Raw genomic sequence first — 22,063 nt, 5'->3', positions numbered from 1 at the left:
GCAAGCTTGGCCCGGAGCTCCGGGCGCAGAGGAGGTTTTCCACACGATGACGCAGCTCAGGTGGCTTTCGGCCGGCGAGTCGCACGGGCCGGAGCTCGTGGCGACCGTCGAGGGTATTCCGGCGGGCCTGCCGCTCCTCGCGGAGGACGTCGACGAGGATCTGGCGCGGCGCCAGCGCGGCTACGGGCGCGGCGGGCGGATGAAGATCGAGACCGATCGCGTCCGCCTCGTCGCCGGCGTGCGCGGCGGCGAGACGCTCGGCGGCCCCATCGCCATGGTGATCGAGAACCGCGATCACGCGAGCTGGGCCGGGCGGATGGGCCCCGAGCCGTTCCCCGAGCCGCCCGAGGCGCTGACCCGCCCGCGCCCGGGGCACGCGGATCTGGCGGGCGGCCTGAAGTACGCCCGGCGGGACCTGCGCGACGTGCTCGAGCGGGCGAGCGCGCGCGAGACCGCCGCGCGGGTCGCGGTGGGCGGCGTCTGCCGCAAGCTCCTCCGGTCGGTCGGCGTCGAGGTCTTCGCCCACGTCCTCTCGATCGGCCCGGTCCAGGCGCAGACCTCCGCGGCCTCCGGGACCGGCGAGCTCCCGCTCACCGAGCTCCGCGAGCGCGCCCGCGCCTCCGACCTCGCGTGCGTCGACGCCGCGGCCGCGCAGGCGATGCGCGACGCCATCCGCGAGGCCGCGCACCGCGGCGACACGCTCGGCGGCGTCTTCGAGGTGATCGCCACCGGCCTGCCGCCCGGGCTCGGGAGCCACGTGCAGTGGGACCGCAAGCTCGACGGCCGGCTCGCGCAGGCGCTGATGAGCATCCAGGCGATCAAGGGCGTCGAGATCGGCATCGGCTTCGAGGCCGCGCGCATCTCGGGCTCCGAGGTGCACGACCCGATCGCGTACGACCAGGGGTCGCACGCCTTCACCCGCCCGTCGAACCGCGCCGGCGGCCTCGAGGGCGGCATCACGAACGGCATGCCGCTCATCTGCCGCGCCGCCATGAAGCCGATCGCCACGCTCAAGCGCGCGCTCCCCTCGGTCGACGTGCGCACCAAGGAGCAGTTCGACGCCGCCTTCGAGCGGAGCGACGTCTGCGCCGTCGCGGCCGCCTCGGTCGTCGGCGAGGCGATGGTGGCGATCACGCTCGCCGCCGCCCTGCTCGAGAAGTTCGGCGGCGACAGCCTCACCGAGCTCTCGCGCAACGTCGACAGCTACCTCCAGCAGGTCCGCTCTTACTGAAGGCCATGGCACTCCACCCCGACGCACCTCCGCTCCTGCTCACCGGCTTCATGGGGGCCGGCAAGTCCACCGTGGGCCGCATCGCCGCCGCGCGCGCGGGCCTCCCGTTCATCGACCTGGACGACGCCATCGCGGCCGAGGCCGGCGAGAGCGTGCCGTCGCTCTTCGCCGCGCGCGGCGAGGCGAGCTTCCGCGCGCTCGAGGCGGCGACCCTGCGCCGGCTCCTCGCGACGCGGGGCCCGCGCGTCATCGCCCTCGGCGGCGGCGCCCTGGTCGATCCCGCGCTCCGCCTCGAGGCGCTCGAGCGCGGCTGCGTCGTCGCGCTCAGCGCGTCCCCGCGCACGATCGCCGCGCGCACGCCGGGCGGCACCCGCCCGCTGCTCGACGGCGCGCCGGATCGGGAGGCGCGCATCCGCGAGCTCCTGACGGCGCGCGCGCCCGTCTACGCCGAGGCCCACGCGCGCGTCGTGACGGACGGCGTCTCCCCGGAGGACGTCGCCGCGCGCGTCCTCCGCGCCTACGCGGATCGCCCGCTCTTCGTGCCGTTCGGCGAGAAGAGCTACGCGGTGCGCATCGCCTCCGACGGGGCGGCGTCCACGGCCGACGCCGTCGCCGCGCTCGCGCCGTCGTCGGTCTTCGTCGTCACGGACGAGAACGTGAGCCGCCTCTGGGGCGCGCCGCTGCTCGCCGCGCTCGCGGCGCGGGGGAAGCCGGCCGCGGCGGTCACGGTGCTGACGCCCGGCGAGGAGCACAAGCGGCTCGCGGCCGTCGAGGCGGCGCTCACGGCGATGATCGACGCGGGGGCCGATCGCGACGCGGTGGTGCTCGCGCAGGGCGGGGGCGTGGTGACCGACATCGGCGGCTTCGCTGCGTCCACGCTCCTCCGCGGTGTTCGCTGGGTCGCGGCGCCGACCACGCTCCTCTCGATGGTCGACGCCTCGGTCGGCGGCAAGACCGGGGTCGACCTCGGCCCCGCGAAGAACGCCGTCGGCACCTTCCACCAGCCGTCAGCCGTCGTCGCGAGCCCGGCGGCGCTCGCGACCGAGACCGACCGCGCCTACCGGAGCGGGCTCGCCGAGGTGGTGAAGTCGGCCTGCATCGGCGATCCGGAGCTGCACGCGCTGCTCGAGCGCGAGGCCGACCGTGTCCTCGCGCGCGACCCCGGCCTGCTCGCCGAGATCATCCGCCGCTCGATCGCCGTGAAGGCGGCCATCGTCACCCGGGACGAGCGCGAGTCGGGCGACCGCGCCCTCCTCAACCTCGGCCACACGCTCGGGCACGCCCTCGAGGCGGAGGGTGGGTTCGTCCGGCTGGCCCACGGCGAGGCGGTGTCGCTCGGCATGGTGGCCATGCTCCGCGTCGGCTGCTCGCTCGGCGTGACCGACCGCGCGGCGGCCGACCGGGTGATCCGCCTGCTCGACCGGCTCGGGTTGCCCACCCGGATCGAGGACGAGCCGGTCTCCGCCGCGCTGCGCTTCCTGTCGCTCGACAAGAAGCGCCGCGGCTCGTCGGTCCGGGCGGTGCTGATGCGCGACATCGGCAGCACGTTCGTGGAGCCGATGCCGCTCGACCGCCTCGCGTCGCTGCTCGAGCGCGCGGCGGCGGGCCCCGCCTGAACCCCCGCGATCCCGTCGGTTTCCGGCCGGGTGCTGCGCTCACGCCCGGGGCGCTCCCTTACCGGGCGTGATACGCGCTCTCGGACCTTGCCGGGCGCGATGCGCCGCTCGGGGAGCGCTCCGGGCGGCGCGGGCGCGGGCAGGTCGGCCTTCTTTTCAGCGGAGCGCCTGGCAAGAGCGGTGTTGACATCGGCGCCGCCGGCTCTCACTCTCACACGCGTCACGCGGTGTGCCCGGGACTGCCCAGCTCCTGGTGGCGCCCGTGCGGCGCCGCGCACCCTTGTTGCGCGGGCTGCCGGCGCACGCGGCGATTGTACTGACGGTGAAGAAAATTGATGGGTTTCCGATGTGCTGGAAAAAAATCCCGGGACACGGCCCCCGTCGTCCGCTTCGCGCTACTCTTTCCCGGCGCAGATGGTGACCGCGACAAAAAAGCGAGTTTTGGTGGTGGAGGACGAGGAGGACACGGCGGCGATGATCGCCCGGTTCCTCAGCGACGAGTTCGACACCGTGATCGCGACGAACGGGGTCGAGGGTCTGGCGCTGGCCCAGCAGGAGCCGCGGCCGGATCTGGTGATCGTGGACATCATGATGCCGAAGCTCGACGGGGTGACGATGACGAAGCGGCTCCGCGAGAACGAGCCGATGCGCCGCGTGCCGATCATCTTCCTGACCGCGAAGTCGGATCCGATGGACGTCATCGCCGGCATCCAGGCCGGTGCTCGTCACTACATCACGAAGCCCTTCGTGCTCGACGATCTCAAGAAAAAGGTCCGCAAAGCCGTCTACGGCCGCTAGAGCGGGGCTCGCCCGCTTCGGATACGGGCCCATCTCGGCGTTTTCGGTGCTCGGCGTACTCTCGTCTCAGGATTGATCATATTTTCCCCTCCTTCTTCGCGGCGCTCCAGCCCTGGACGAGGATGAGGAGTTGCTCGTAGCCACGCCCCAAGGTCTGCCAGCCGGGCTCGCCGTTTCTCCGGAGGTGTCCGCCGAGCGCGGCGATCGCCAGGAAGGCATCGCGGGCCGTGGCGTTGTCGGGGAGCGGCTTGCGGGCGAAGACCCGCAGCACGTCGAGTTGGGTGGGCGTGAGCACGGCGCTCGCCGGCTGCTCTGGAGCGCGCCGGGCCTCGCTGCGCAGCAGCAGCAACTGCCAGGCGATGAGAGCGAAGAGCGCCAGCACGTTGCGCAAGCCGTGCAGGTCTTCGATCTGGCGCTTTTCGTAGGCGCATCCGGTCTTCAGGGCCTTGAAGAACTCCTCCACCATCCAGCGCGCGCGGTACCAGTCGACCAACTGGGCCAGCTGCTCATCGGACTCGACCGGCTCGCTCGTCAGCAGCACCCGCTCGACGGGCGCCTCGCCCGGTGGCGGCTCGAGCTCCCAGACGCGTACGACCTGGAGCGAGAGCGTCGCAGGCAGCTCGCGCGGCTGGGATCTCGGTCGCCGTAGCGTCACGCGCGTGCTTCCGAGGGCCAGCTTCGCCAAGCGTCCGGCGCGCGAGGGATGCAGGCGTTTCTGCTGAGGGCTGCGATTGCCTGCCGGCCTTAAGGAAAGCTCCACCTCGCGCACGGCTACCGCTCGGACGGGTGCGAGCGCCTGCTCGAGCTTCGCCTCCTCTCCGGAGGCCGTCGCCTGCACGAGGCGATTGTGGGCGAGTCGGATCACGAACCGATGCCCTGCGCTCAGCAGCTGAGCGAACAGGCCGTAGTCGTCGCCTTCGCGATCCATGACGTGCACCAAGGGCTGAGGAGCGCAGCCGAGGGCCGCGACTCGCTCCACCTGCTCTCCCCAGCGGTCGTGCTCGTTGCCCGTCGTGCGGTCGTCGCGCACGTGCGTGCTCAGATCGAGCACGCCGAGCGGGCGGCGCGTTCCATCGCCGCTGACCGCCAAGGTGAAGTGGGCGAAGAACGTCTGCCCAGAGGACCGCAGACGGCCGAGCCCCTGCCGCTGGCCGTCGGAGCGGAACGAGAGGGTCGTGGTGTCATGGATGGCGAGCACGACCGGCTCGGCCTCCATGCGCGCCAGGGTGGCGCGCACGTGGGGAGCCAGGATCGCCGCGGGCGAGACGGCGTCGTTGCCGAAGAAGCGGTACGCCGCCTCCAGCTCGCTGTCGGACAAGAGCGAGGGGAAGCTCTTGTCCGGCGCCTGCGCCAGCTTCTGCACCAGCTTGCTCTGACGCTTCGAAAGCCGCGCATCACCGAAGTGCGCTTCGCTCATCTCCTCGGCGAGTGCCGCCGCGTGCTCTGCTGCAGGTGAACCCATCCGCAGCTTTGATCACGCCGCCCAGCACACATCAAGCGAGATGTGTAGGATCCTGAGACTGGAGTGCGCCTGTGCGCCGAAAACGCCGATCTGGGCCCGTCTCCTGTGCGGGCGAGCCCCGCTCTGGGATCTGGGGGGGGCGTGCGGGGGCGCGAGGGGGAGCGGGATGCGTGGGGGGCGGGGCGGTTTCTCGAGGCGTCGGCACGATGGCGGCGGGTGATCGGGCGCCGATCTATGGCCTTCATGTGAAGATGCGAGAAGATGGGTAAAGAAGAACGCTTGGGCCTATTGGCGTCTTGGACGTTTCTCGTTTCGAGCCAATCGGTCTCTGGCGTGCCACGTAGTGCCGCGCGCCAGGAACCGTGACGGCTTCCGCGTCCGGGCAGGACTGCGCGGCTGTCACCCCGTTTCCTGTTGGCTTGTCAGGAGAGCTCTTGTCTCCTTCACGGCAGGTCGAGCGCCGGTTGTACGCCGGGAGACCAGCGCCGAGGGGGCGCCCCGGGTCAGCTGCCGCCGCGGGGCGGGACGCTGCAGGACTTGAGGGCGCGCTCGAACAGCTCGAGCGAGCGCGCGACGCTCGAATTCACCCGGCGGATCTCCTCGGCCGAGGTGGTCGCGAGCTTCACGATCTCGAGCGCCTCGCGCGGGTGCGCGTCATCGTAGTTCGCATGCGCCGCGAGCCACGTCAGCGACTTGCTCCCCTCACCGTAGAGCTTGGTGAAGGCCGGCAGCACCACGCGCGACCACTCCCCCGTGATCCCCTCGATCGCATAGTTGACGGCGCCAACCGCCTCCGCGAGCGAGCCGCGGTAGGACACCGACCAGAGCCACTCGAAGAGCGACGCGACCTCCGGCGTCGGACGGTGGCTCGTGATGTCCGACATGCTGATGCCGTGCCCCGCCGCCCAGTCGAGGTACCAGCGCACATGCAGCGCCTCGACCCGGATGTTGCCGATGAGCCAGTCGCGCACCAGGAAATCGCGCGGCGTCTGGCCGTAGGTCGTCTTGGCCAGGCTGAGACCCATGTACTTCGGGAACGCCTCGACCACGCAGAAGAACTCCCGGATGAGCACGCCCCAGGTCTCGTGGTCGATCGGCTCCGTCAACGTTCGCGCAATCGGCGGCGTGTAGACCGCCGCCTTCCACTGATCGGCCAGGGACTCGATCATGTCCTCGACCCAGACCGGATGCGGCGTCGCCTTGAGGCTGTCCTTGACTTCCTTGTGCCGCTGCGAGCGAGGTGACAGCATGAAAATACCTGGAGGGTTACAGGGTCAATCTCCCTCGTACCTGCCCGCCGGTCTCCACCCCCACCACATCCCCTCAGGCTGACCGGCCAGCGGCCGTCAGGAGACGAGTCGCGGCGCGGGCACGATGCTGACCCCCACGCTCGGGGGACGAAGGAGCCAGCACGACGACCTCACCATGAGAGGCTTCGTGTACATATGTGTCCCGCCTGCATCCAGTTTGGATCAGGGCGAAGGAACAAGTCAATAGGCAAACGAGGGCGCCGGCAAGACGACGGGAAGACCGAGCTCCCTCAGGTCGTTCACCATACCACCTCGGAGAGGCACTCGGTGGCGCCGCGGAACCGGCACCGCTGGTGCGTCACCTTGGGGGTGGACGCGCCGCACAGGAGCAGCGCCTGCTCGACCCAGCCGCAGACGCCGTCTCCGCAGTTCATCGCCGAGGGCCCCTCGTCGTCCCCCGTCGGGCCCGTGATGGTCAGCATCCACTCCCGCGGCTTCACCATGCGCGGGAAGACCTTGCCGGCGTCGAAATAGCGCGACCAGAACATTCCAGTGCGGGCGACGATCGTGTCGGGCATGGCGATCGAGAGCGCGAACTTCAACACCGTATTGAGGTCGCGGTCCGCGACGTAGCGAGCAAACCGCTTGATCTCGGCGGCCTGGTCGTTCGCTGTCCGCACGTGCGTTCGCAGGGCCCGGTTCCAGACGCCGATCGGGTACCAGCTGCTCGCCAGCAGCGGCTGATAAAGTACGTCCCGGTCTGACTTGGGCAGCGAGGTCACCAGCCGCTCCCAGGCTCCGGCGTCGCGGTTCGTATTGACGAACGACCGGAGGTTGACCAGCAACGTTCCTTTGCACTTGCCGGGGGGGATCGAGGACTTGCTCTTCGTATCGTGCGTCTTCATCGCGGCGAACCTACGGCGGGGAAGCCCCGGCGAAGCCGAGCCCGATCGCGGGCGGAGGCGCGTGCAACCTCGGGCGGGAAGCTCTTCCCGGGAGCACATCGTCGGGGCAACTCCAGGAGTCGTGGTTGTACCTTGCAGGGGAGCGTGAGTCGGGCTCGATGGCAAGAGATGATTGGCAGGAGCAGGCGCGCGACACGAGCCGCCGCGGCCCTGGGCAAGCTCACACCGTTGTCCAGCTCTCCTTTCGACCCGAGAGGCCATACCTCAGGGAGGCACCATCGGCGTCGGGGGTGGGTAAATGTGTAATGCGCATCACGCGCCTTCGCACGGCGGGCTCGACCGGACGAGCGAGCCGCAACCCGGGAGGGACGAGCGGACCGCAACCCGGGAGGGGAGCGGACCGCAACCCGGGAGGGAGGACGAGCGGACCGCAACCCGGGACGAGCGGCGGGGGTGCTGCGCCTCGCAGTTGCCGTCCTCCGCGAACCTCGGTACCCCTATGCCCATGAGCGAATCCACGACGGGCCGGCCCGGCGCCGGGCACGCGGAGCCGGAGCTGCCGCATATCGACGTAACCGAGCGGGGGGCGCCGCGCGACGGGCGGCCGCAGGTCATCGACCGCCGGCTGTTCATGCAGCTGCTCGTGTTCCGCTGCCCCGGCGCCGCCGATCCGGCGGAGCTGACCGCCGCGGTCGGCCAGGCGCTTTCATCCCAGCGCATCGGCGCGGTCGTCTACGAGGATATCAGCGATCCGCGCGGGATCGCGGTGCTCACGTGGGCGGAGGACCCGGCCGTCTTCGTTCAGACGGTCCGGCCGGCGCTCAACCGCGGCGAGCTCCGCGCCCTGGAGCTTCGCCCCGATTTCACGATGCTGGGGCGCACGTACTCGACCGGCTACGAGCAGGACCTCGACTACTGGCTGCTCCGGCGCCCGTTCGAGACCGTCCTCAACCCCGCCTGGCCCTGGGCGGTGTGGTACCCGCTGCGCCGCAGCGGCGGCTTTGCCAAGCTCGAAGGGCGCGAGCAGGGGAGCATCCTGCGCGAGCACGGCACCATTGGCCGCGCCTACGGCGCACAGGACCTCGCTCACGACGTCCGCCTCGCGTGCTACGGCCTCGACGCCCGCGACAACGAGTTCGTGATCGGGCTCGTCGGCAAGGAGCTCCACCCGCTCTCGCACATCGTGCAGGCGATGCGAAAGACCCGGCAGACCGCGGAGTTCATCAGCCAGATGGGCCCGTTCTTCGTTGGCCGCGCCGCCTTCCGCAGCCCCGGCGGCTGAAGGGGCCCGTCAGCCGATGCCGGCGAGGGCCGAGAACGCCCTCGCCAGCGCGTCGAGCCGCGCCGCCGCGCGGGCCTCGACGTCGCCCAGCGGCTCGCCCGCGGCGACCGCCTCGCGCACGTCGACGTAGAACTTGATCTTCGGCTCGGTGCCGCTCGGGCGCGCGATGATCCGGCTGCCGCCGTCGAGCTCGTACACGAGCACGTTGCTCGGGGGCAGGACGAGCGGCTCGGTCCGGCCGTCGCTCAAGGTGCGCGTGTGCGCCTCGAAATCGCGCCACGCCGTCACGGGGACGCCGCCGATGTCGGCCGGCGGGCTCTTCCGCAGCGCGTCCATGATCGCGGCGATCTTTTCGACCCCGTCGACGCCGCGCAGCGTGTAGGAGCGCTGCCCGCTCACATAGAGGCCATGCTTGCGGTGGATCGCCTCGAGCTCGTCGAGCAGCGTCTTGCCCTCGGCCTTGCGCACCGCCGCGAGCTCGGCGAGCACCGCCGCGGCGCTGATGCCGTCCTTGTCGCGCACGAGCGGGCCGATCGTGTAGCCGAGCGCCTCCTCGAACCCGAACACGAAGCGGGCGCCGGTCGAGCGCTCGATGTCCATCGCCCGGTTGGCGATCCACTTGAACCCGGTCAGCGTCTCCTCGTAATGCACCCCGAGCGCCGCGGCGATCACGCCGAGCAGCGGGGTCGAGACGCAGGAGGCCAGCACGAGGCGGCGCTCGTTCGCGGCGTTCCCGGCGCGCCCCTCGGTGAGCAGGTAATGGCCGAGGAGCACGCCGACCTGGTTGCCCGTGAGCTGCACGTAGTCGCCGTCAGGGCGCCGCACCGCCACGGCGAGCCGGTCGACGTCCGGATCGTTGGCGAGGACGAGATCGGCGCCCTCCTTCCTCGCGAGGGCGAACGCCAGGTCCATCGCGCCCTTCTCCTCGGGGTTCGGGAACGCGACCGTGGGGAACGCGCCGTCCGGCTCGGCCTGCTCGGGCACGCTCGTCACGCGCGTGAAGCCAGCCTCCTCGAGCGCCTTGCGGACGAGGCGGTCGCCCACCCCATGCAGCGGCGTGTAGACGATGCGCAGGCTGCGATCGCCGTCGCTCCGCACCGCGAGGCCGCGGATCGCGCGGAGGTAGCTCGGCTCGAGCTCCTCGGGGAAGTCGCGCACGAGGCCCCTCTGCCTCGCCTCGTCGAAGGGCATGCGGGGGACCTGGTCCGCCGGCGGCGAGGCGTCGATCGCCGTCGCGATGCCGGTGTCGTGCGGCGGGATGATCTGTGCGGCGTTGTCCCAGTAGACCTTGTAGCCGTTGTACTCGGGCGGGTTGTGGCTCGCCGTCACCATCACGCCCGCGGCCGCGCCGAGGTGGCCGACCGCGAACGCGGCGATCGGGGTGGGGCAGGGGACGGGCGAGAGGTGGCTCGGGATGCCGGCGGCGGCGAGGACGCAGGCGGTGTCCTCCGCGAATTCGCGGCTCATCCGGCGGGCGTCGTAGCCGACGACGACGCCGGCGCTCCGCGCCTTGTCGCCGAGCGTGGCGAGGAGATGACGGGCGAGCCCGGCGGTCGTCCGGAGGATGACGGCGCGGTTCATCCGGCTCTCGCCGGCGCCGAGGACGCCCCGGATGCCGGCGGTGCCGAACTCCAGGGGACCGGCGAAGCGCTCGGCGAGCTCGGCGCGGACGCCTTCCTCGCCCGCCCTGGCCGCGTCGATGAGCCGGCGCAGCTCGCTCTGGGTCTCCGGATCGGGGTCGTGGGCAAGCCAGCGCTCGGCGGGCTCGAGGACGAAGTCGTGGCTCACGACATCATCTTTAATTCAAGCCGGCCGCGGTTTGCACCAGGCGCACGCGCGATCCGGCGCGGGCGGCGAGCGCGACGCGCTGCCCTGGTCCGCCCGGGCCGGCGCTATCCGGCCTTCTTGCCGGCGGCGAGCGCCTCGGCGAAGTGCGTGTCGTACTGCCCGCTGCGAAAGTCGCCGTCCGCCAGGATCCGGCGGAGGAATGCGAGGTTTGTCGCGGCGGGCCCCGTCGGGCCGGTGAGCTCGATCGCCGTCTCGGCGAGCGCCCGGTCGAGGCGGGCGATCGCGTCGTCGCGCGTCGGCCCGTGGGCGATGATCTTGGCGAGCAGCGGATCGTAGAACGGCGTCACCTCGAGCCCCTCGGCGACGCCTGTCTCGATCCGCAGGTCGTCGCCCGCGGCCGGCCAGCGGAGCGCGGTGATGCGGCCGGGCTGGGGGGCGAACTTCTTCGCCGGATCCTCCGCGCAGAGACGCGCCTCGATCGCGTGGCCGCGGATCGTGTGGCCCAGGACCTCCGGCGCGAGCGGCTCGCCCGACGCGATGCGGATCTGGTGCTCGACGAGGTCGAGCCCGGTGCACATCTCGGTGACGCAGTGCTCGACCTGGAGCCGCGCGTTGACCTCGAGGAAGAAGAGCTCGCCGCTCTCGGCCGCGACGAACTCGACGGTGCCGGCGCCGACGTAGCCGGCGCTGGTCACGACCCGGAGGGCGCTGTCGAGGAGCCTCTTCCGGCGGGTCTCGCCCACGTCTCCCTCGAAGAACGCGGCGGGCGACGGGGTCTCCTCGATGATCTTCTGGTGCCGGCGCTGCGCGCTGCACTCGCGCTCGCCGAGCGCGACCGCGCCGCCCTGTCCGTCGCAGAGCACCTGCACCTCGATGTGCCGCGGGCGCTCGATGTACCGCTCCATGTACACGCGCGCGTCCCCGAACGCGGAGCGGCTGCGATCCGAGCACGTGGTGATGGCGCGGGAGAGCTTGCCCGGCTCGGTGACGACCTGCATGCCGATGCCGCCGCCGCCGCCCGCGGCCTTGACGAGCAGCGGGAAGCCGATGCTCTGGGCGGCGCGCTGGGCGGCCTCGGCGTCGATGAGGTCGATCGGGCCGCCCGTGCCGGGCGGCGGGAAGACGTTGGCGCCGCGCGCGTGATCGCGCGCGAGGATCTTGTCGCCGAAGGCGCGGAGCACCGCGGGCGGCGGGCCGATGAACGTGATGCCGGCGGCGAGGACCGCCTCGGCGAACGCCTCGTTCTCGCTGAGCAGCCCGTACCCGGGGTGGATGCCGTCGGCGCCCGTCGCGCGCGCCGCCTCGACGATCGCATGGACGACCAGGTAGCTGTCCCGGACCGGCGGCGGCCCGATGCGCACCGCCTCGTCGGCCATCGCGACGTGCGGCGCGCCCGCGTCCGCGTCGGAGTACACGGCGACCGTCGCGATCCCGAGCCGTTTGCAGGTCCGGAGGACGCGGCAGGCGATCTCTCCACGGTTGGCGACAAGGATCTTCTTCAACACGGCCGACAGCTACGCTCCCGCGCGGGGGGGCGTCAAGGCGCTCGCGGCAGGCCGCGGCCCTTCTTGCGCTGTCGGACGGGCGCGGACGGCCGTGCCTGACCCACGGCCGCCCCGGCTCGCTGGCCGGACGCACGGGCCGGGCCGAGCGCCCGCGCGATCAGCCCAGCGCGCGCCGCACCTTCGGCTTGGCGCCGAGCAGCACGAGCTGGCCGCACGCCGCCGAGACGTCGTCGCCCCGCCGCCGGCGCACGAAGCACGAGTATCCCGCCTGGGTGAGCACCTCCTGGAACGCCGCCACGCGCTCCTGGCCCGGCGGACCCAGCGAGGAGGCCTCGATCGGGTTCATCGGGATGAGGTTGATCTTCACCGGCAGCCCGCGCAGGAGCCTCGCCAGCCGGCGCGCCTCGGCCGGATCGTCGTTCTGCCCGGCGACGAGCGTGTACTCGACGGTGATGCGCCGGCGCCGGGGCAGCGGGTAGGCGCGCAGCGCCGCGAGCAGCGCGTCGAGCGGGTACTTGCGGTTGATGGGCATCAGCGCCGAGCGCGTCTCGTCGTCCGCGGCGTGCAGCGAGATCGCCAGCGCGATCTGCCCGCCGAAATCCGCGCCGAGCCGCGCGATCTCCGGGACGAGGCCCGACGTGGACACCGTGACCCGCCGCGTCGAGAGGTTGATCCCCTCCGGGTGCGTGAGCAGGCGCAGCGAGCGCGCGGTGGCCTCGTAGTTGTGGAGCGGCTCGCCCATGCCCATGTAAACGACGTTGCGGAGGGCCTCGCCCTCCTCGAGCATCGCCCGTCCGAGGAGCACCTGGCCCGCGATCTCCTCGGCCCCGAGGTGGCGCTTGAGCCCCGCCACGCCGCTCGCGCAGAACCCGCACCCCATCGCGCAGCCGACCTGCGTCGAGATGCACTGGGTGACGCGGACGCGCGGCGTCGCGCCGGCCTCCGCGTCCGCGTCGTCGTCCTCGTCGTCGGCCGCCGCCGCGTCGGCGTCGAGCTGCGCCTGCGAGCCGGGGCCCGACACCGACGGGAGGAGGACCGTCTCGATGGTCGCGCCGTCGTGGAGGCGCAGGAGCAGCTTGCGCGTGCCGTCCTCGGAGCGGTGGACCCGCTCGGGCGTCAGCACCTCGCCGAGCCCCTCCGCGGCGAGGTGCTCGCGCAGCCGCGCCGGGAGGTTCGTCATCGCCGCCGGATCCAGGATGCCGCGGCGATGGATCCAGTGGAATACCTGCTTCGCCGCGAACGACCGCTCTCCGCGGGCAGCCAGCGAGGCCGACCAGTCTTCAGGCAGGCGGGCGACAGGGTGAAGCGGGGTGGAGCGCACCTCCGTGGCGTAATGCGCGCCGCCCCGAGCGGCAAGGGAGCACGAGCGCGGGCGCCCGCGCCCGACCGAGGTGTCAGCCGCTCTGGCTCTCGATGTGCGCCGCCGTGAGCTGCCCGTCGCGCTCGCGGCGCGCCCGCGTCCGGCTCGTGGCCTCGAGCACCTCGCGGGTGTAGCGCTCGAACGCCTCGGCCCGGTGCATCGCCGTGTGCTCGGCGAAGACGCGCTGCCGCGCCCGCTGGCCCACGGTGAGGCGCTTGTCCTCCTTCATCTCCCTCAGCTTCCGGAGCACGTCCTCCGGCGAGCGGACGAGGAGGATCTCCTCGCCGGGCTGGAAGAACGTCTCGATCCCCGGCCAGGTGTCGCTCAGGACCGGGGTCCCGCACGCGGCCGCCTCGAACAGGCGCGCGCTGGGCGACCACCCGGACTCGGCCATCGCCCGGCGGGTCAGGTTCAACGTGAAGCGCTGGGCGTTGTAGAAGATGCGGTGCTCGTCCGGCGGGAGGTGCTCCGTCCGGGTGAGGTTCTCGGGCCACGCGAGCGACGACGGGTACTGCGCGCCCGCCACCGCGAAGCGCCCGCGGCGCATGCGCCGCGCCGGCTCGAGCAGGAGTCGCTCGACCGCTGCCTGCCGGTCATCGCTGTACGTGCCGAGGTAGCCGAGATCCCAGCGCATCGGCGTCGGCTGCGGGTAGTACACGTCGGTGTCGGCCGCGCAATAGAGCGCCCGCGCGCGCACCGCGCCGTGGCTGCGCTCCAGCCGTTCCAGCGTCGGTCCCCCCGTCGCCGACAGGTAGAGGTCGTACCGCGGGATCAGCGCCGGCGTGAGGTACGCGTGATCCCCGTGAGCGAGCCGGCCCAGCGTCACGGGCGTGTCGAGATCGTAAAACGCGGCCTTGCCGCGGGCCTCCTCCGTGAGCCACGCTCCGACGGTCGCCCCCTCCGGAACGAAGGAGCCGACGACCACGAGATCGGCTTCGCGCATCGCGCGTGAGAATCGATCGCGGAGCTCGGTAATGCTCGAGTACTGCTCGGTCGTGCCGTAAGGCGGGTGGGGCAGGTCGCGGTGCTGATCGTAGATGGAGAGGCTCCGCTCCAGAAAGAGCACGTGGTGGCCGCGCGAGGCGAGCGCCCGGAGGAGCGCTCTGTACGTCGTGGCGTGGCCATTGCCCCACGAAGACGTGATGGAGAGACCCAGGAAGACATAGCGGTAGGTAGGTGTCGTCATAACGTGGTGGCGGCAAAGGTTGAGAGATCCCAGAAGACGTGCCGGCCCCGAATGGCCCGGTCCCGAGACACACCGCGGCGGCGCCCGAGAGGCCGGAACGGGCCTCGCGTCGCGCGACCAGGCCACGCCAGGCAGCCCAGGCCAGTCCTGGCCTGGTAACCCGGCAGAGAGAGCAGCACGTCGATCCGGTTGCTCTGGCGCCGCGCAAGAGGGCGCGACGACGAGCGTGTGGACCCCGGATTAACATGCGTGCTCACGCTCTGCAATCCTGTGAGATGCGGTTTCTCGTCCCAAGATGCGTATTCCCGTCAAGACCCTAGGCGATAAGGCCCGGACTGATTTCGAGACAAGGAACGGCGCACGATCGTAAGTTGCTACGGGATAAAGCGGCTCGATCGCGCAAAGCACCCGTCGGCGCGCGCCGTCGCGCAGCAAGGCAACCGGCCTGTGCGGCACAGGGCCGATCCGAAGCGATGATGAGAAAAATGGGAGCGTTGCCGTAAGGGGTCAGTCGTGGCTGCCGGTCGAGCGGAGCGTCAGACGCGCCGCTGGATCGACGGTCTCAGCCGCGCAGGCGAGCGCTGGTCTCGCGGAGAAATCGGCAGGGGAGCAGGAAGGCAGGAGCGCACGACGCCCCCTGGCCGCCTTCCGGCTCACGGGAGGGCGCGCCGCGGAGCGAGCGCTGATGGGGGTGTCCAGCCTGGAGCGGTGGGGCGCCGCGCGAATGCCGTCGCGACGTTCAGGTGGCGGGGCGCAGCGTCCGCCAGCCGTCGATCACCTCGGCGATGTTCGCGAAGCGGCGGTCCGGGCTGTGGGCCAGACCCCGGTTCACGAACACCTCGACATGCTTGTCGACCGGCGGAGGCATGAGGTTGCCGATGCGGCGCGGCGGCGTCCTCGTCTTCATGTCGGCGAGCATCATCAGATTGCGCGCGGCGTAGGGGAGCTCGCCGGTGAGCGCCTGAAAGACCACCGTCATGGCCGCATAGAGGTCGGCCCGGTGATCCACCGTCTTCCCCTTCACGAGCTGCTCCGGCGACGCGAACCTGAAATCGCCGAGACACCGGCTCGGCGGGCTCACCGCCTCGTCGGACTGCGCGGGCGGGAGCTTGCACGAGCCGAGATCCAGCAGCGTCAGCCGCTCGCCGTGCGGACCCCGATCGAGGAGCACGTTCGTGGAGCTGATGTCGCGGTGGATGATGCCAATCTCGTGCAGCTCGGCGATCGCCAGCCAGAGCTGCTCGAACAGCGGGTGCAGGGCGCCGAACGGGATCGGCCCCAGCCGGGCGAGGCGGTCGCTGAGCAGCTCCCCCTCGCGCAGCTCGAACACGAGGAGCGGTCCGTGCTCCGGGTCCTTGCCTCCATCGATCGACGGCAGCGTGTGCGGGCCCCGCAGCCGCTGACACGCCGCCGCCTCGCGCTGAAAGCGCGCCTGGGCCTCTTCCAGGGGCATGCGCTCCGGCGTGCTGAGCACGCCCCCCGGGTCGAGGCGCATCGGAGGCTCGCCGAGCACCTTCACCCCGACGTGGCGGCCAGCGCTCGCGTCCTCGGCGCTGAACACTTCACCGAGGCCTTCGCGGCGGAGATGGCGCACCACGCGGTAGCGCTGGACCAGTACGGTTCCGGGCACGATTGACAAGAGCGGCCTCCTTCGCTTGACAAAAAGGGGTCGAGCGCATTCTGGTCGCCTCCCCCCAGTCCCCAGACAAGCTCATTTATCACGCGGGCGCGACAGAGGAAGCATCGCGCGCTGGGCGACGTGAAAAGGAGGCCACGCCTACACCTGCCACTTCGCATCGCCCGGCCGTTGCGCTCGAGGTCGCCTGGACGAAAAAGTCCCGTGGCGCGGGCGAGGCGGGCGAGGTGAGGTGAGCGCCACCCGCCAGGCGCGCCGCGGCGGCGCGGGGCGTCGCCGCGACGGGGACGACCGGCGAGGGGCGCCGCGGTCGCTCCGATGTCCCCGCATTGCCGGCCTCGTGAGCCGCTGGAAAGGCCGCTCGGCGCGCCCGGAGGGCGGCGGAGGAATACCGGCGTGTCCTCGCGGCCGGACGCGCGGGCGGGGGCGCGCCGGGCGCCTCGACGCTGTAGAGTTGCCCCTGGCCGCGCTCTCTGGTGACGATGCCGACCGAAGCGCGGCAATCGGTGGGAATTGCATGGGGGAGGCGGAGCCTCGGGGCGCCCGGCTCCGGTGACACGCCAGCACCCCCGAACCGCTGGTCATTCTCGTAAACTTCGCGTAGCTCCCACACAGGACGGACGATCCGCGGGAGCGGCGGTAGGGGCAATGCGAGCGGGAAACGTCATCGACGGCCGGTTCGAGATCGCGGAGCTCGCTGGCGCCGGCGGCATGGGCCACGTCTTTCGCGCGCGCGACCTCAGCACCGGCGAGACCGTCGCCCTCAAGGTCCTCCAGAACGCCGCCTCCCAGGACTCGAGCCGCCTCGCGCGCGAGGCGCAGGCGCTCGCCACGCTGCGGGTGCCGGGCGTGGTGCGGTACATCGCGCACGGCCTCACCGACCTCGGCCACCCGTACCTCGCCATGGAGTGGCTCACCGGCGAGACCCTCTCCCAGCGCCTCGCCCGGCAAGCGTTCACCCTGGACGAGAGCCTCAAGCTCACCCGGCGCATCGCGACCACCCTCGGGTCCGTGCACCGGCTCGGCGTCGTCCACCGCGACCTCAAGCCGAGCAACCTGCTCCTCGTCGGCGGCGCGATCGACCGCATCACGCTCATCGACTTCGGCGTGGTCCGGATGTCCGGCCTCGACCAGCAGCTCACCATGCCTGGCGCCATCCTCGGCACCCCCGGCTACATGGCGCCGGAGCAGGCCCGCGGCGAGGCGCAGGTCGACGCGCGCGCCGACGTCTTCGCGCTCGGCTGCGTGCTCTACAAGTGCGTCTCGGGGCGCGCCCCGTTCCGCGGCGCGCGCGGGCTCGCCGTGCTCGTCAAGGTGCTCATCGAGGAGCCGCCGTCGCTCCGGTGGCTCCGCGACGACGTGTCCGAGGCGCTCGACGACCTGGTCACGCGGATGCTGTCGAAGTCGCCCGATGGTCGGCCGAGCGACGGCAATGCGGTCGCGGCCGAGCTCGCCTCGCTCATGGATCCCGCGACGCTCTCGGTCCGCCCGCCGTCGAGCTCCATCCGCCCGCCGGAGCTCACGACCGGCGAGCGCAAGGTGATGTGCCTCGTGCTCGCGCGCGACGGCCTCGCCCCCGCCGCCTCCGAGCCGGCGCTCCCCGAGGTCGACGAGCAGGCGCGCGCGCAGGCGCTCTCCGCCACGGCGGCGCGCTACAGGGGCCAGCTCGAGCTCGTCGAGGCGCGGCTGCCGCTCGTCGTGCTCTCCGGCGCCGGCGCGACGACCGACCTCGCGGCGCGGGCGGCGCGCTGCGCGCTCGCCGTCCAGGCGCTGCTCGGCGGCGCGCCGGTCGCGGTCGTCACGGGCCGGGCCGAGATCGCCTCCCGCATGCCGATCGGCGATCTCATCGACCGCGTGGTCCAGCTGCTCCCCGGGAGCCGCGCCCCGTCCCGCGCGGCGGCGATCCGCATCGACGAGGTGACGGCGGGGCTGCTCGGGGCGCGGTTCGAGATCACCTCCGGCGAGTCCGGCCCGTGGCTCCACGGCGCGCGCGAGGAGCCGGACGAGGTGCCCCACCTGCTCGGCAAGGCGACGTCGTGCGTCGGGCGTGAGCGCGAGCTGTCGCTCATCCGGGACGAGCTCGCCCGGTGCGTCGAGGAGTCGACCCCGAGCGTCGTGCTCGTGACCGGGCCGGCGGGCATCGGCAAATCGCGGCTCCGCCACGAGCTCGTCCGCGCGATCCGGGGGGACGGCGAGCCGGTCGAGGTGTGGCTCGGGCAGGTGGACCCGATGAGCGCCGGCACGACCTTCGGCCTGCTCGCGCACGCGCTCCGGCGGGTGATCGGCCTCTCGGAGGGCGATTCCATCGAGGAGCGGCGGCGCAAGGTGCGGGCGCGGGTCGAGCGGCACGCGGCGCTCGACGCCGCGCGGGTCGCGCCGTTCCTCGGCGAGCTCGTCGGCGCGCCGTTCCCGGACGACGACGTCCAGCTCCGGGCGGCGCGGCGGAACCCGATGCTCATGGGCGACCAGCTGCGCCTCGCCTGGGAGGATTTCCTGCGCGCCGAGTGCGCGGTGCACCCGGTCCTGCTCGTGCTCGAGGACCTGCACTGGGGCGACCTGCCCACGCTCTCGATGGTCGACGCCGCGCTCCGGAACCTGAAGGACCGGCCGTTCATGGTGATGGCGCTCGGCCGCCCCGAGGTGCACGAGCTCTTCCCGAAGCTGTGGGACGAGCGGCGCGGGCACAAGCTCCGCCTCGCGGGGATCTCGCGCCGGTCGAGCGAGCGGCTCGTGCGGCAGGCGCTCGGCGAGGGCGAGAGCCAGACGCTCGTGGCGACGCTGGTGGAGCGCGCGGATGGCAACGCGTTCTACCTGGAAGAGCAGATCCGCGCCGCGGCGGCGGGCAAGGGCGCGGACCTGCCGGAGACGGTGCTGGCGATGGTGCAGGCGGAGCTCGACGCGCTCGACGGCGCGGCGCGGCGGGTGCTGCGCGCCGGGGCGGTCTTCGGCGAGACGTTCTCGCGGAGCGGGGTCGCCGCGCTGGTGGGCCGGGCGGAGGTCGACCCGCTGCTCGCCGAGCTGGAGGGGCGGGAGCTCATCGTCCGGCGCTCGGTCGAGGGCGCGCCGGAGGCGGTCGAGTACCGGTTCCGGCACGCGCTCGTGCGCGAGGCGGCGTACGGGATGCTGACCGATCACGATCGCCGCCTCGGCCACCGGCTCGCCGGCGAGTGGCTGGAGCGGGCGGGGGCGGCGGACCCGATGGCGCTGGCCGAGCACTTCGAGCGGGGCGGCGAGCCGGCGCGGGCGGCGACGGCGACCCTGCGCGCGGCGGAGCAGGCGCTGCTCGGGAGCGATCTCGGCGCGGCGATCGAGCGGGTGGAGCGCGGCATCGCGCGCGGCGCCTCGAAGGCGACGGCGGGGGCGCTGCGGCTCTGCCAGGCCGAGGCGCACCTCTGGCGCGGCGAGTTCGCGCTGGCGGAGCGGCGGGGGATGGAGGCGCTGGAGCGGCTCTCGCCCGGATCGGCGCCGTGGTTCTCGGCGCTCACGCAGATGATCCTCGCGGCCTCGAAGCGCGGGAATCACGACCAGGTCGAGCGCCTGCTGCGGGTCGCGCAGAGCACGGAGGCGCGGAGGTCGGGGCGCCCTGCGCGCAGCGTGTGCCTGTGCGCGGGCGCCGGGCGCCTCGTCTTCGGCGGGCGGTACCTGCTCGCGGACGAGGTGCTCGACGCGATCGAGCAGGACGCCGAGGAGACCGAGCAGGAGGTCGAGGTGCTGGCGCGTCTCCACGAGGCGCGCGCGTACCGGGCGATGGCGGGCGGAGATCCCGGCGCTTGCCTCGCGGGCTTCGAGGCGGCGCTCGCGGCGTTCGAGCACGCCGGCGATCGGCGCAACGCCTGCTGGGCGAGGAACAACCTGGGCTCGTGCTACGCGGAGCTCGGCGATTTCGAGGGCGCCGAGGCGGCGCTGCGCGCGTCGCTCGCGGACGCGGAGCGGATGGGGCTGTCGGACGCGCGGCTCGGGGCGCTCCTTGGCCTGGGCCCTGTGCTCGCGCGGCTCGGCCTCGTCGAGGAGGCGCAGCGGACGGCGGAGGAGGCGATCGCGACGTCCCAGGGCCTCGGCGACGCGCGCCGGGAGGGCGCCGCGCGGACCTGCCTCGCGAGGGTCCTGCTCCAGTCGGGCGATCTCGGAGGGGCGGAGCGCGAGGCGCGCGCGGCGGTGGCGATCCTGTACGGCGCGCCTCCGCTGCGCGCGTTCGCGTATGCGGTCCTCGGGCGAGCGCTGCTCGACGCGGAGCAGGCGGTGGACGCGCTGGCGGCGACGACCGAGGCGTTCTGCCTGCTCGAGTCGGTGGGCGCCGAGATGGGCGAGTCGCTTGTGCGCCTCGCGCACGCCGAGGCGCTCTCGGCGTGCGGCCACCGGCGGGAGGCGATGATGGCGGTCGCCTCGGCGCGCGAGCGCCTGATCGAGCGGGCGAGGAAGATCGGCGATCCGGTGTGGCGCGCGAAGTTCCTCGGCAATGTGCCGGACAACGCGGCGACGCTGGAGCTGGAGCGGAGGTGGCTGGGGGCGTAGTCGGCGGTCGCCTGCGCTCAGAGGAACTCGCAGAAGTACCCGGCGGGCTGCGAGGCCTTGACGTCGAAGCCGCTCTTGCCGGCCACCTCGAACGACGTCCCCGCCGGGTACACGCGCCACTCCTGCGAGCCGTCGAGGCGGACGGCGAGCTCGCCCGCGACGACGGTCATGCGCTCCGGCGCCTCGGTCGAGAAGTGAAACTCGCCGGTGTCGATGACGCCCATCGTCTGCCGGCGCCCGTGGCGCTCGAAGGCGACGCTCTGGACATTGCCGTTGAAGTAGCTGTTGTGCTTGAGCATGGCGCCCTCCCTACCGCGTCCCACCCGGAGAGGCCAGGACGCTGAGCCCGAGGGCGCCCGAGCATCACGACCGCTCCGGCGCTCCAAGCTGCTGTTCGGGAGGGCTCATGACGGCGCGGGCTCGTAGATATCGGGCTCGTCCTCGGGAGGCGGCGGAGAGAGGAGAGTGGCCCGATCCGCGTGCTTGACAATAGATAAGCGTAGGCTTATGAATCGTGCATGAGCGCGGCCGTGGCCGAAGACAAGATCTTCCATGCGCTGGCGGACCTCAGTCGCCGGGCGATCTTCGCGTCGCTCACGCGTGGCGAAGCGGCGGTGAAGGACCTCACGGCGCGCTTCGACATCTCGCAGCCGGCGGTCTCGCAGCACCTCGCCACGTTGAAAGACGCCGGCCTGGTGAACGGCCGGCGCGAAGGGCGCTGTGTCTACTACCGGGTGGAGCCGCGCGGGATGAAGCCGCTCATCGACTGGATCGCGCACTACCGCGCCTTCTGGACGGACCACATCGATCGCCTTGAAGAACTGCTGGAGAAAATGGACGGATGAACCCCATCGACAAGACCGCTCCATCGCAAACCGAGTCCATTTCATTCGAATTCGATTTGCATCATTCGCCGGAGAAGGTGTGGCGCGCGCTCACCGACCCCGTGCTGCTCACCGAGTGGCTCCTGCCCGTCGTCGAGCTCAAGCTCGAGCCGGGGGCCGCGTTCACGTTCAAGACGCAGCCGTACCCCGGGTGGGACGGCACCGTGAACTGCCGGGTCCTCGAGATCGAGGCGCATAGGAAGCTCAGCTATGCATGGGTCGTCGGCGACATGGACACCGTCGTGACCTTCACGCTCACGCCCGCGGCGTCGGGCACCCGCCTGTCCCTCTTGCAGTCGGGCTTCAAACCGGGCCAGAAGCAGAACTTTGGTGGCGCGCGCTACGGCTGGAAGATGATGGGTGGGAAGCTCGTCGACCTGCTCGCGAGGATCCCATGAGCCGATCGAGGCTCGTGGCCTGCTGGGTGACCACCGGCCTGGTCGCGTCGTCCATGCTCTCCGCCGGCGTGGCCCACGTCCTCCACGTGCGAGCGAGCGACGACGGCTTCGTGCGCCTCGGCTACCCGCTGCACTCCGTCACGCTCGGCGAGCAGGGCGCTCTCGCCGAAGGCGGTCACGTAGGTGTGCCCGATCCGCTTCGGGCTCGTCTTCAGAGGAGGTCCCATTGACCTGGTGTCGACATGGCCGT

General features: G+C 72.0%; 17 protein-coding genes. 8 read left to right on the top strand and 9 right to left on the bottom strand.

Annotation, left to right across the window (positions count from 1 at the left end):
- Window positions 1-46: 46 nt before the first annotated feature.
- The 3 genes from aroC (at window position 47) to WMF17_RS24940 (ending at window position 3,645) form a co-directional block, all read left to right on the top strand.
- The gene (gene aroC, locus WMF17_RS24950; protein ID WP_437595635.1) at window positions 47-1,231 is read left to right on the top strand and encodes a chorismate synthase; all 1,185 of its coding nucleotides are present in this window, start codon (window positions 47-49) and stop codon (window positions 1,229-1,231) included.
- 5 nt (window positions 1,232-1,236) lie between these two features.
- On the top strand, window positions 1,237-2,847 hold the full coding sequence (gene aroB, locus WMF17_RS24945; protein ID WP_437595634.1) for a 3-dehydroquinate synthase: 1,611 nt from the start codon (window positions 1,237-1,239) through the stop codon (window positions 2,845-2,847).
- Between the two features lie 444 nt (window positions 2,848-3,291).
- The gene (locus WMF17_RS24940; RefSeq protein ID WP_437595633.1) at window positions 3,292-3,645 is read left to right on the top strand and encodes a response regulator transcription factor; all 354 of its coding nucleotides are present in this window, start codon (window positions 3,292-3,294) and stop codon (window positions 3,643-3,645) included.
- A gap of 76 nt (window positions 3,646-3,721) precedes the next feature.
- Here the strand turns inward: WMF17_RS24940 and WMF17_RS24935 are convergent, their stop codons facing one another.
- The 3 genes from WMF17_RS24935 to WMF17_RS24925 form a co-directional block, all read right to left on the bottom strand.
- Window positions 3,722-5,107, bottom strand: coding sequence for an IS4 family transposase (locus WMF17_RS24935; protein WP_437643603.1), 1,386 nt, complete (start codon window positions 5,105-5,107; stop codon window positions 3,722-3,724).
- A gap of 503 nt (window positions 5,108-5,610) precedes the next feature.
- Complete coding sequence (locus WMF17_RS24930; protein WP_437595630.1) at window positions 5,611-6,357, bottom strand: TenA family transcriptional regulator; 747 nt, start codon at window positions 6,355-6,357, stop codon at window positions 5,611-5,613.
- Between the two features lie 299 nt (window positions 6,358-6,656).
- Complete coding sequence (locus WMF17_RS24925; RefSeq protein ID WP_437595629.1) at window positions 6,657-7,262, bottom strand: hypothetical protein; 606 nt, start codon at window positions 7,260-7,262, stop codon at window positions 6,657-6,659.
- 505 nt (window positions 7,263-7,767) lie between these two features.
- Between WMF17_RS24925 and WMF17_RS24920 the strand changes: the two genes are divergently transcribed.
- Window positions 7,768-8,544 carry a chlorite dismutase family protein gene (locus WMF17_RS24920; RefSeq protein ID WP_437595628.1) on the top strand — a complete coding sequence of 259 codons (777 nt, stop codon included), beginning with the start codon at window positions 7,768-7,770 and terminating at the stop codon, window positions 8,542-8,544.
- 9 nt (window positions 8,545-8,553) lie between these two features.
- Here the strand turns inward: WMF17_RS24920 and WMF17_RS24915 are convergent, their stop codons facing one another.
- The 5 genes from WMF17_RS24915 to WMF17_RS24895 all read right to left on the bottom strand — a co-directional run bounded on the left by WMF17_RS24915 (window position 8,554) and on the right by WMF17_RS24895 (window position 16,013).
- The gene (locus WMF17_RS24915; RefSeq protein WP_437643601.1) at window positions 8,554-10,332 is read right to left on the bottom strand and encodes a phospho-sugar mutase; all 1,779 of its coding nucleotides are present in this window, start codon (window positions 10,330-10,332) and stop codon (window positions 8,554-8,556) included.
- 104 nt (window positions 10,333-10,436) lie between these two features.
- Complete coding sequence (locus WMF17_RS24910) at window positions 10,437-11,837, bottom strand: acetyl-CoA carboxylase biotin carboxylase subunit (protein WP_437595626.1); 1,401 nt, start codon at window positions 11,835-11,837, stop codon at window positions 10,437-10,439.
- Between the two features lie 157 nt (window positions 11,838-11,994).
- Window positions 11,995-13,158 carry a 23S rRNA (adenine(2503)-C(2))-methyltransferase RlmN gene (rlmN, locus tag WMF17_RS24905; protein ID WP_437595625.1) on the bottom strand — a complete coding sequence of 388 codons (1,164 nt, stop codon included), beginning with the start codon at window positions 13,156-13,158 and terminating at the stop codon, window positions 11,995-11,997.
- A gap of 73 nt (window positions 13,159-13,231) precedes the next feature.
- Complete coding sequence (locus WMF17_RS24900; protein WP_437595623.1) at window positions 13,232-14,383, bottom strand: CgeB family protein; 1,152 nt, start codon at window positions 14,381-14,383, stop codon at window positions 13,232-13,234.
- A gap of 739 nt (window positions 14,384-15,122) precedes the next feature.
- Window positions 15,123-16,013, bottom strand: a complete 891-nt coding sequence (locus WMF17_RS24895) for a serine/threonine-protein kinase (RefSeq protein WP_437604303.1) — start codon at window positions 16,011-16,013, stop codon at window positions 15,123-15,125.
- A 654-nt stretch (window positions 16,014-16,667) separates the two neighbouring features.
- Here WMF17_RS24895 and WMF17_RS24890 point away from each other — a divergent pair.
- Window positions 16,668-20,531, top strand: a complete 3,864-nt coding sequence (locus WMF17_RS24890) for a serine/threonine-protein kinase (RefSeq protein WP_437595622.1) — start codon at window positions 16,668-16,670, stop codon at window positions 20,529-20,531.
- Window positions 20,532-20,548: 17 nt separating this feature from the next.
- Here WMF17_RS24890 and WMF17_RS24885 read toward each other — a convergent pair whose 3' ends face one another.
- Entirely contained in the window at window positions 20,549-20,830 is a 282-nt protein-coding gene (locus WMF17_RS24885) for a pyrimidine/purine nucleoside phosphorylase (RefSeq protein WP_437595621.1), read from the bottom strand.
- A 219-nt stretch (window positions 20,831-21,049) separates the two neighbouring features.
- On the opposite strand from WMF17_RS24885, the gene WMF17_RS24880 reads away from it, so the two are divergent.
- The 3 genes from WMF17_RS24880 to WMF17_RS24870 are packed head-to-tail and all read left to right on the top strand — an operon-like array spanning window position 21,050 to window position 22,043.
- Complete coding sequence (locus WMF17_RS24880; RefSeq protein WP_437643599.1) at window positions 21,050-21,376, top strand: ArsR/SmtB family transcription factor; 327 nt, start codon at window positions 21,050-21,052, stop codon at window positions 21,374-21,376.
- 56 nt (window positions 21,377-21,432) lie between these two features.
- Window positions 21,433-21,813, top strand: a complete 381-nt coding sequence (locus WMF17_RS24875; protein WP_437595618.1) for an SRPBCC family protein — start codon at window positions 21,433-21,435, stop codon at window positions 21,811-21,813.
- Window positions 21,810-22,043, top strand: a complete 234-nt coding sequence (locus tag WMF17_RS24870; protein WP_437643597.1) for a hypothetical protein — start codon at window positions 21,810-21,812, stop codon at window positions 22,041-22,043. Before WMF17_RS24875 ends, WMF17_RS24870 begins: the two co-directional genes overlap by 4 nt.
- Window positions 22,044-22,063: the final 20 nt, after the last annotated feature.

Source organism: Sorangium sp. So ce362 (assembly GCF_051519845.1).
Taxonomy (GTDB): Bacteria; Myxococcota_A; Polyangia; order Polyangiales; family Polyangiaceae; genus Sorangium.
Note: the sequence above shows the minus strand (reverse complement) of the source record. Positions and strands in the feature narration are given on the sequence as shown.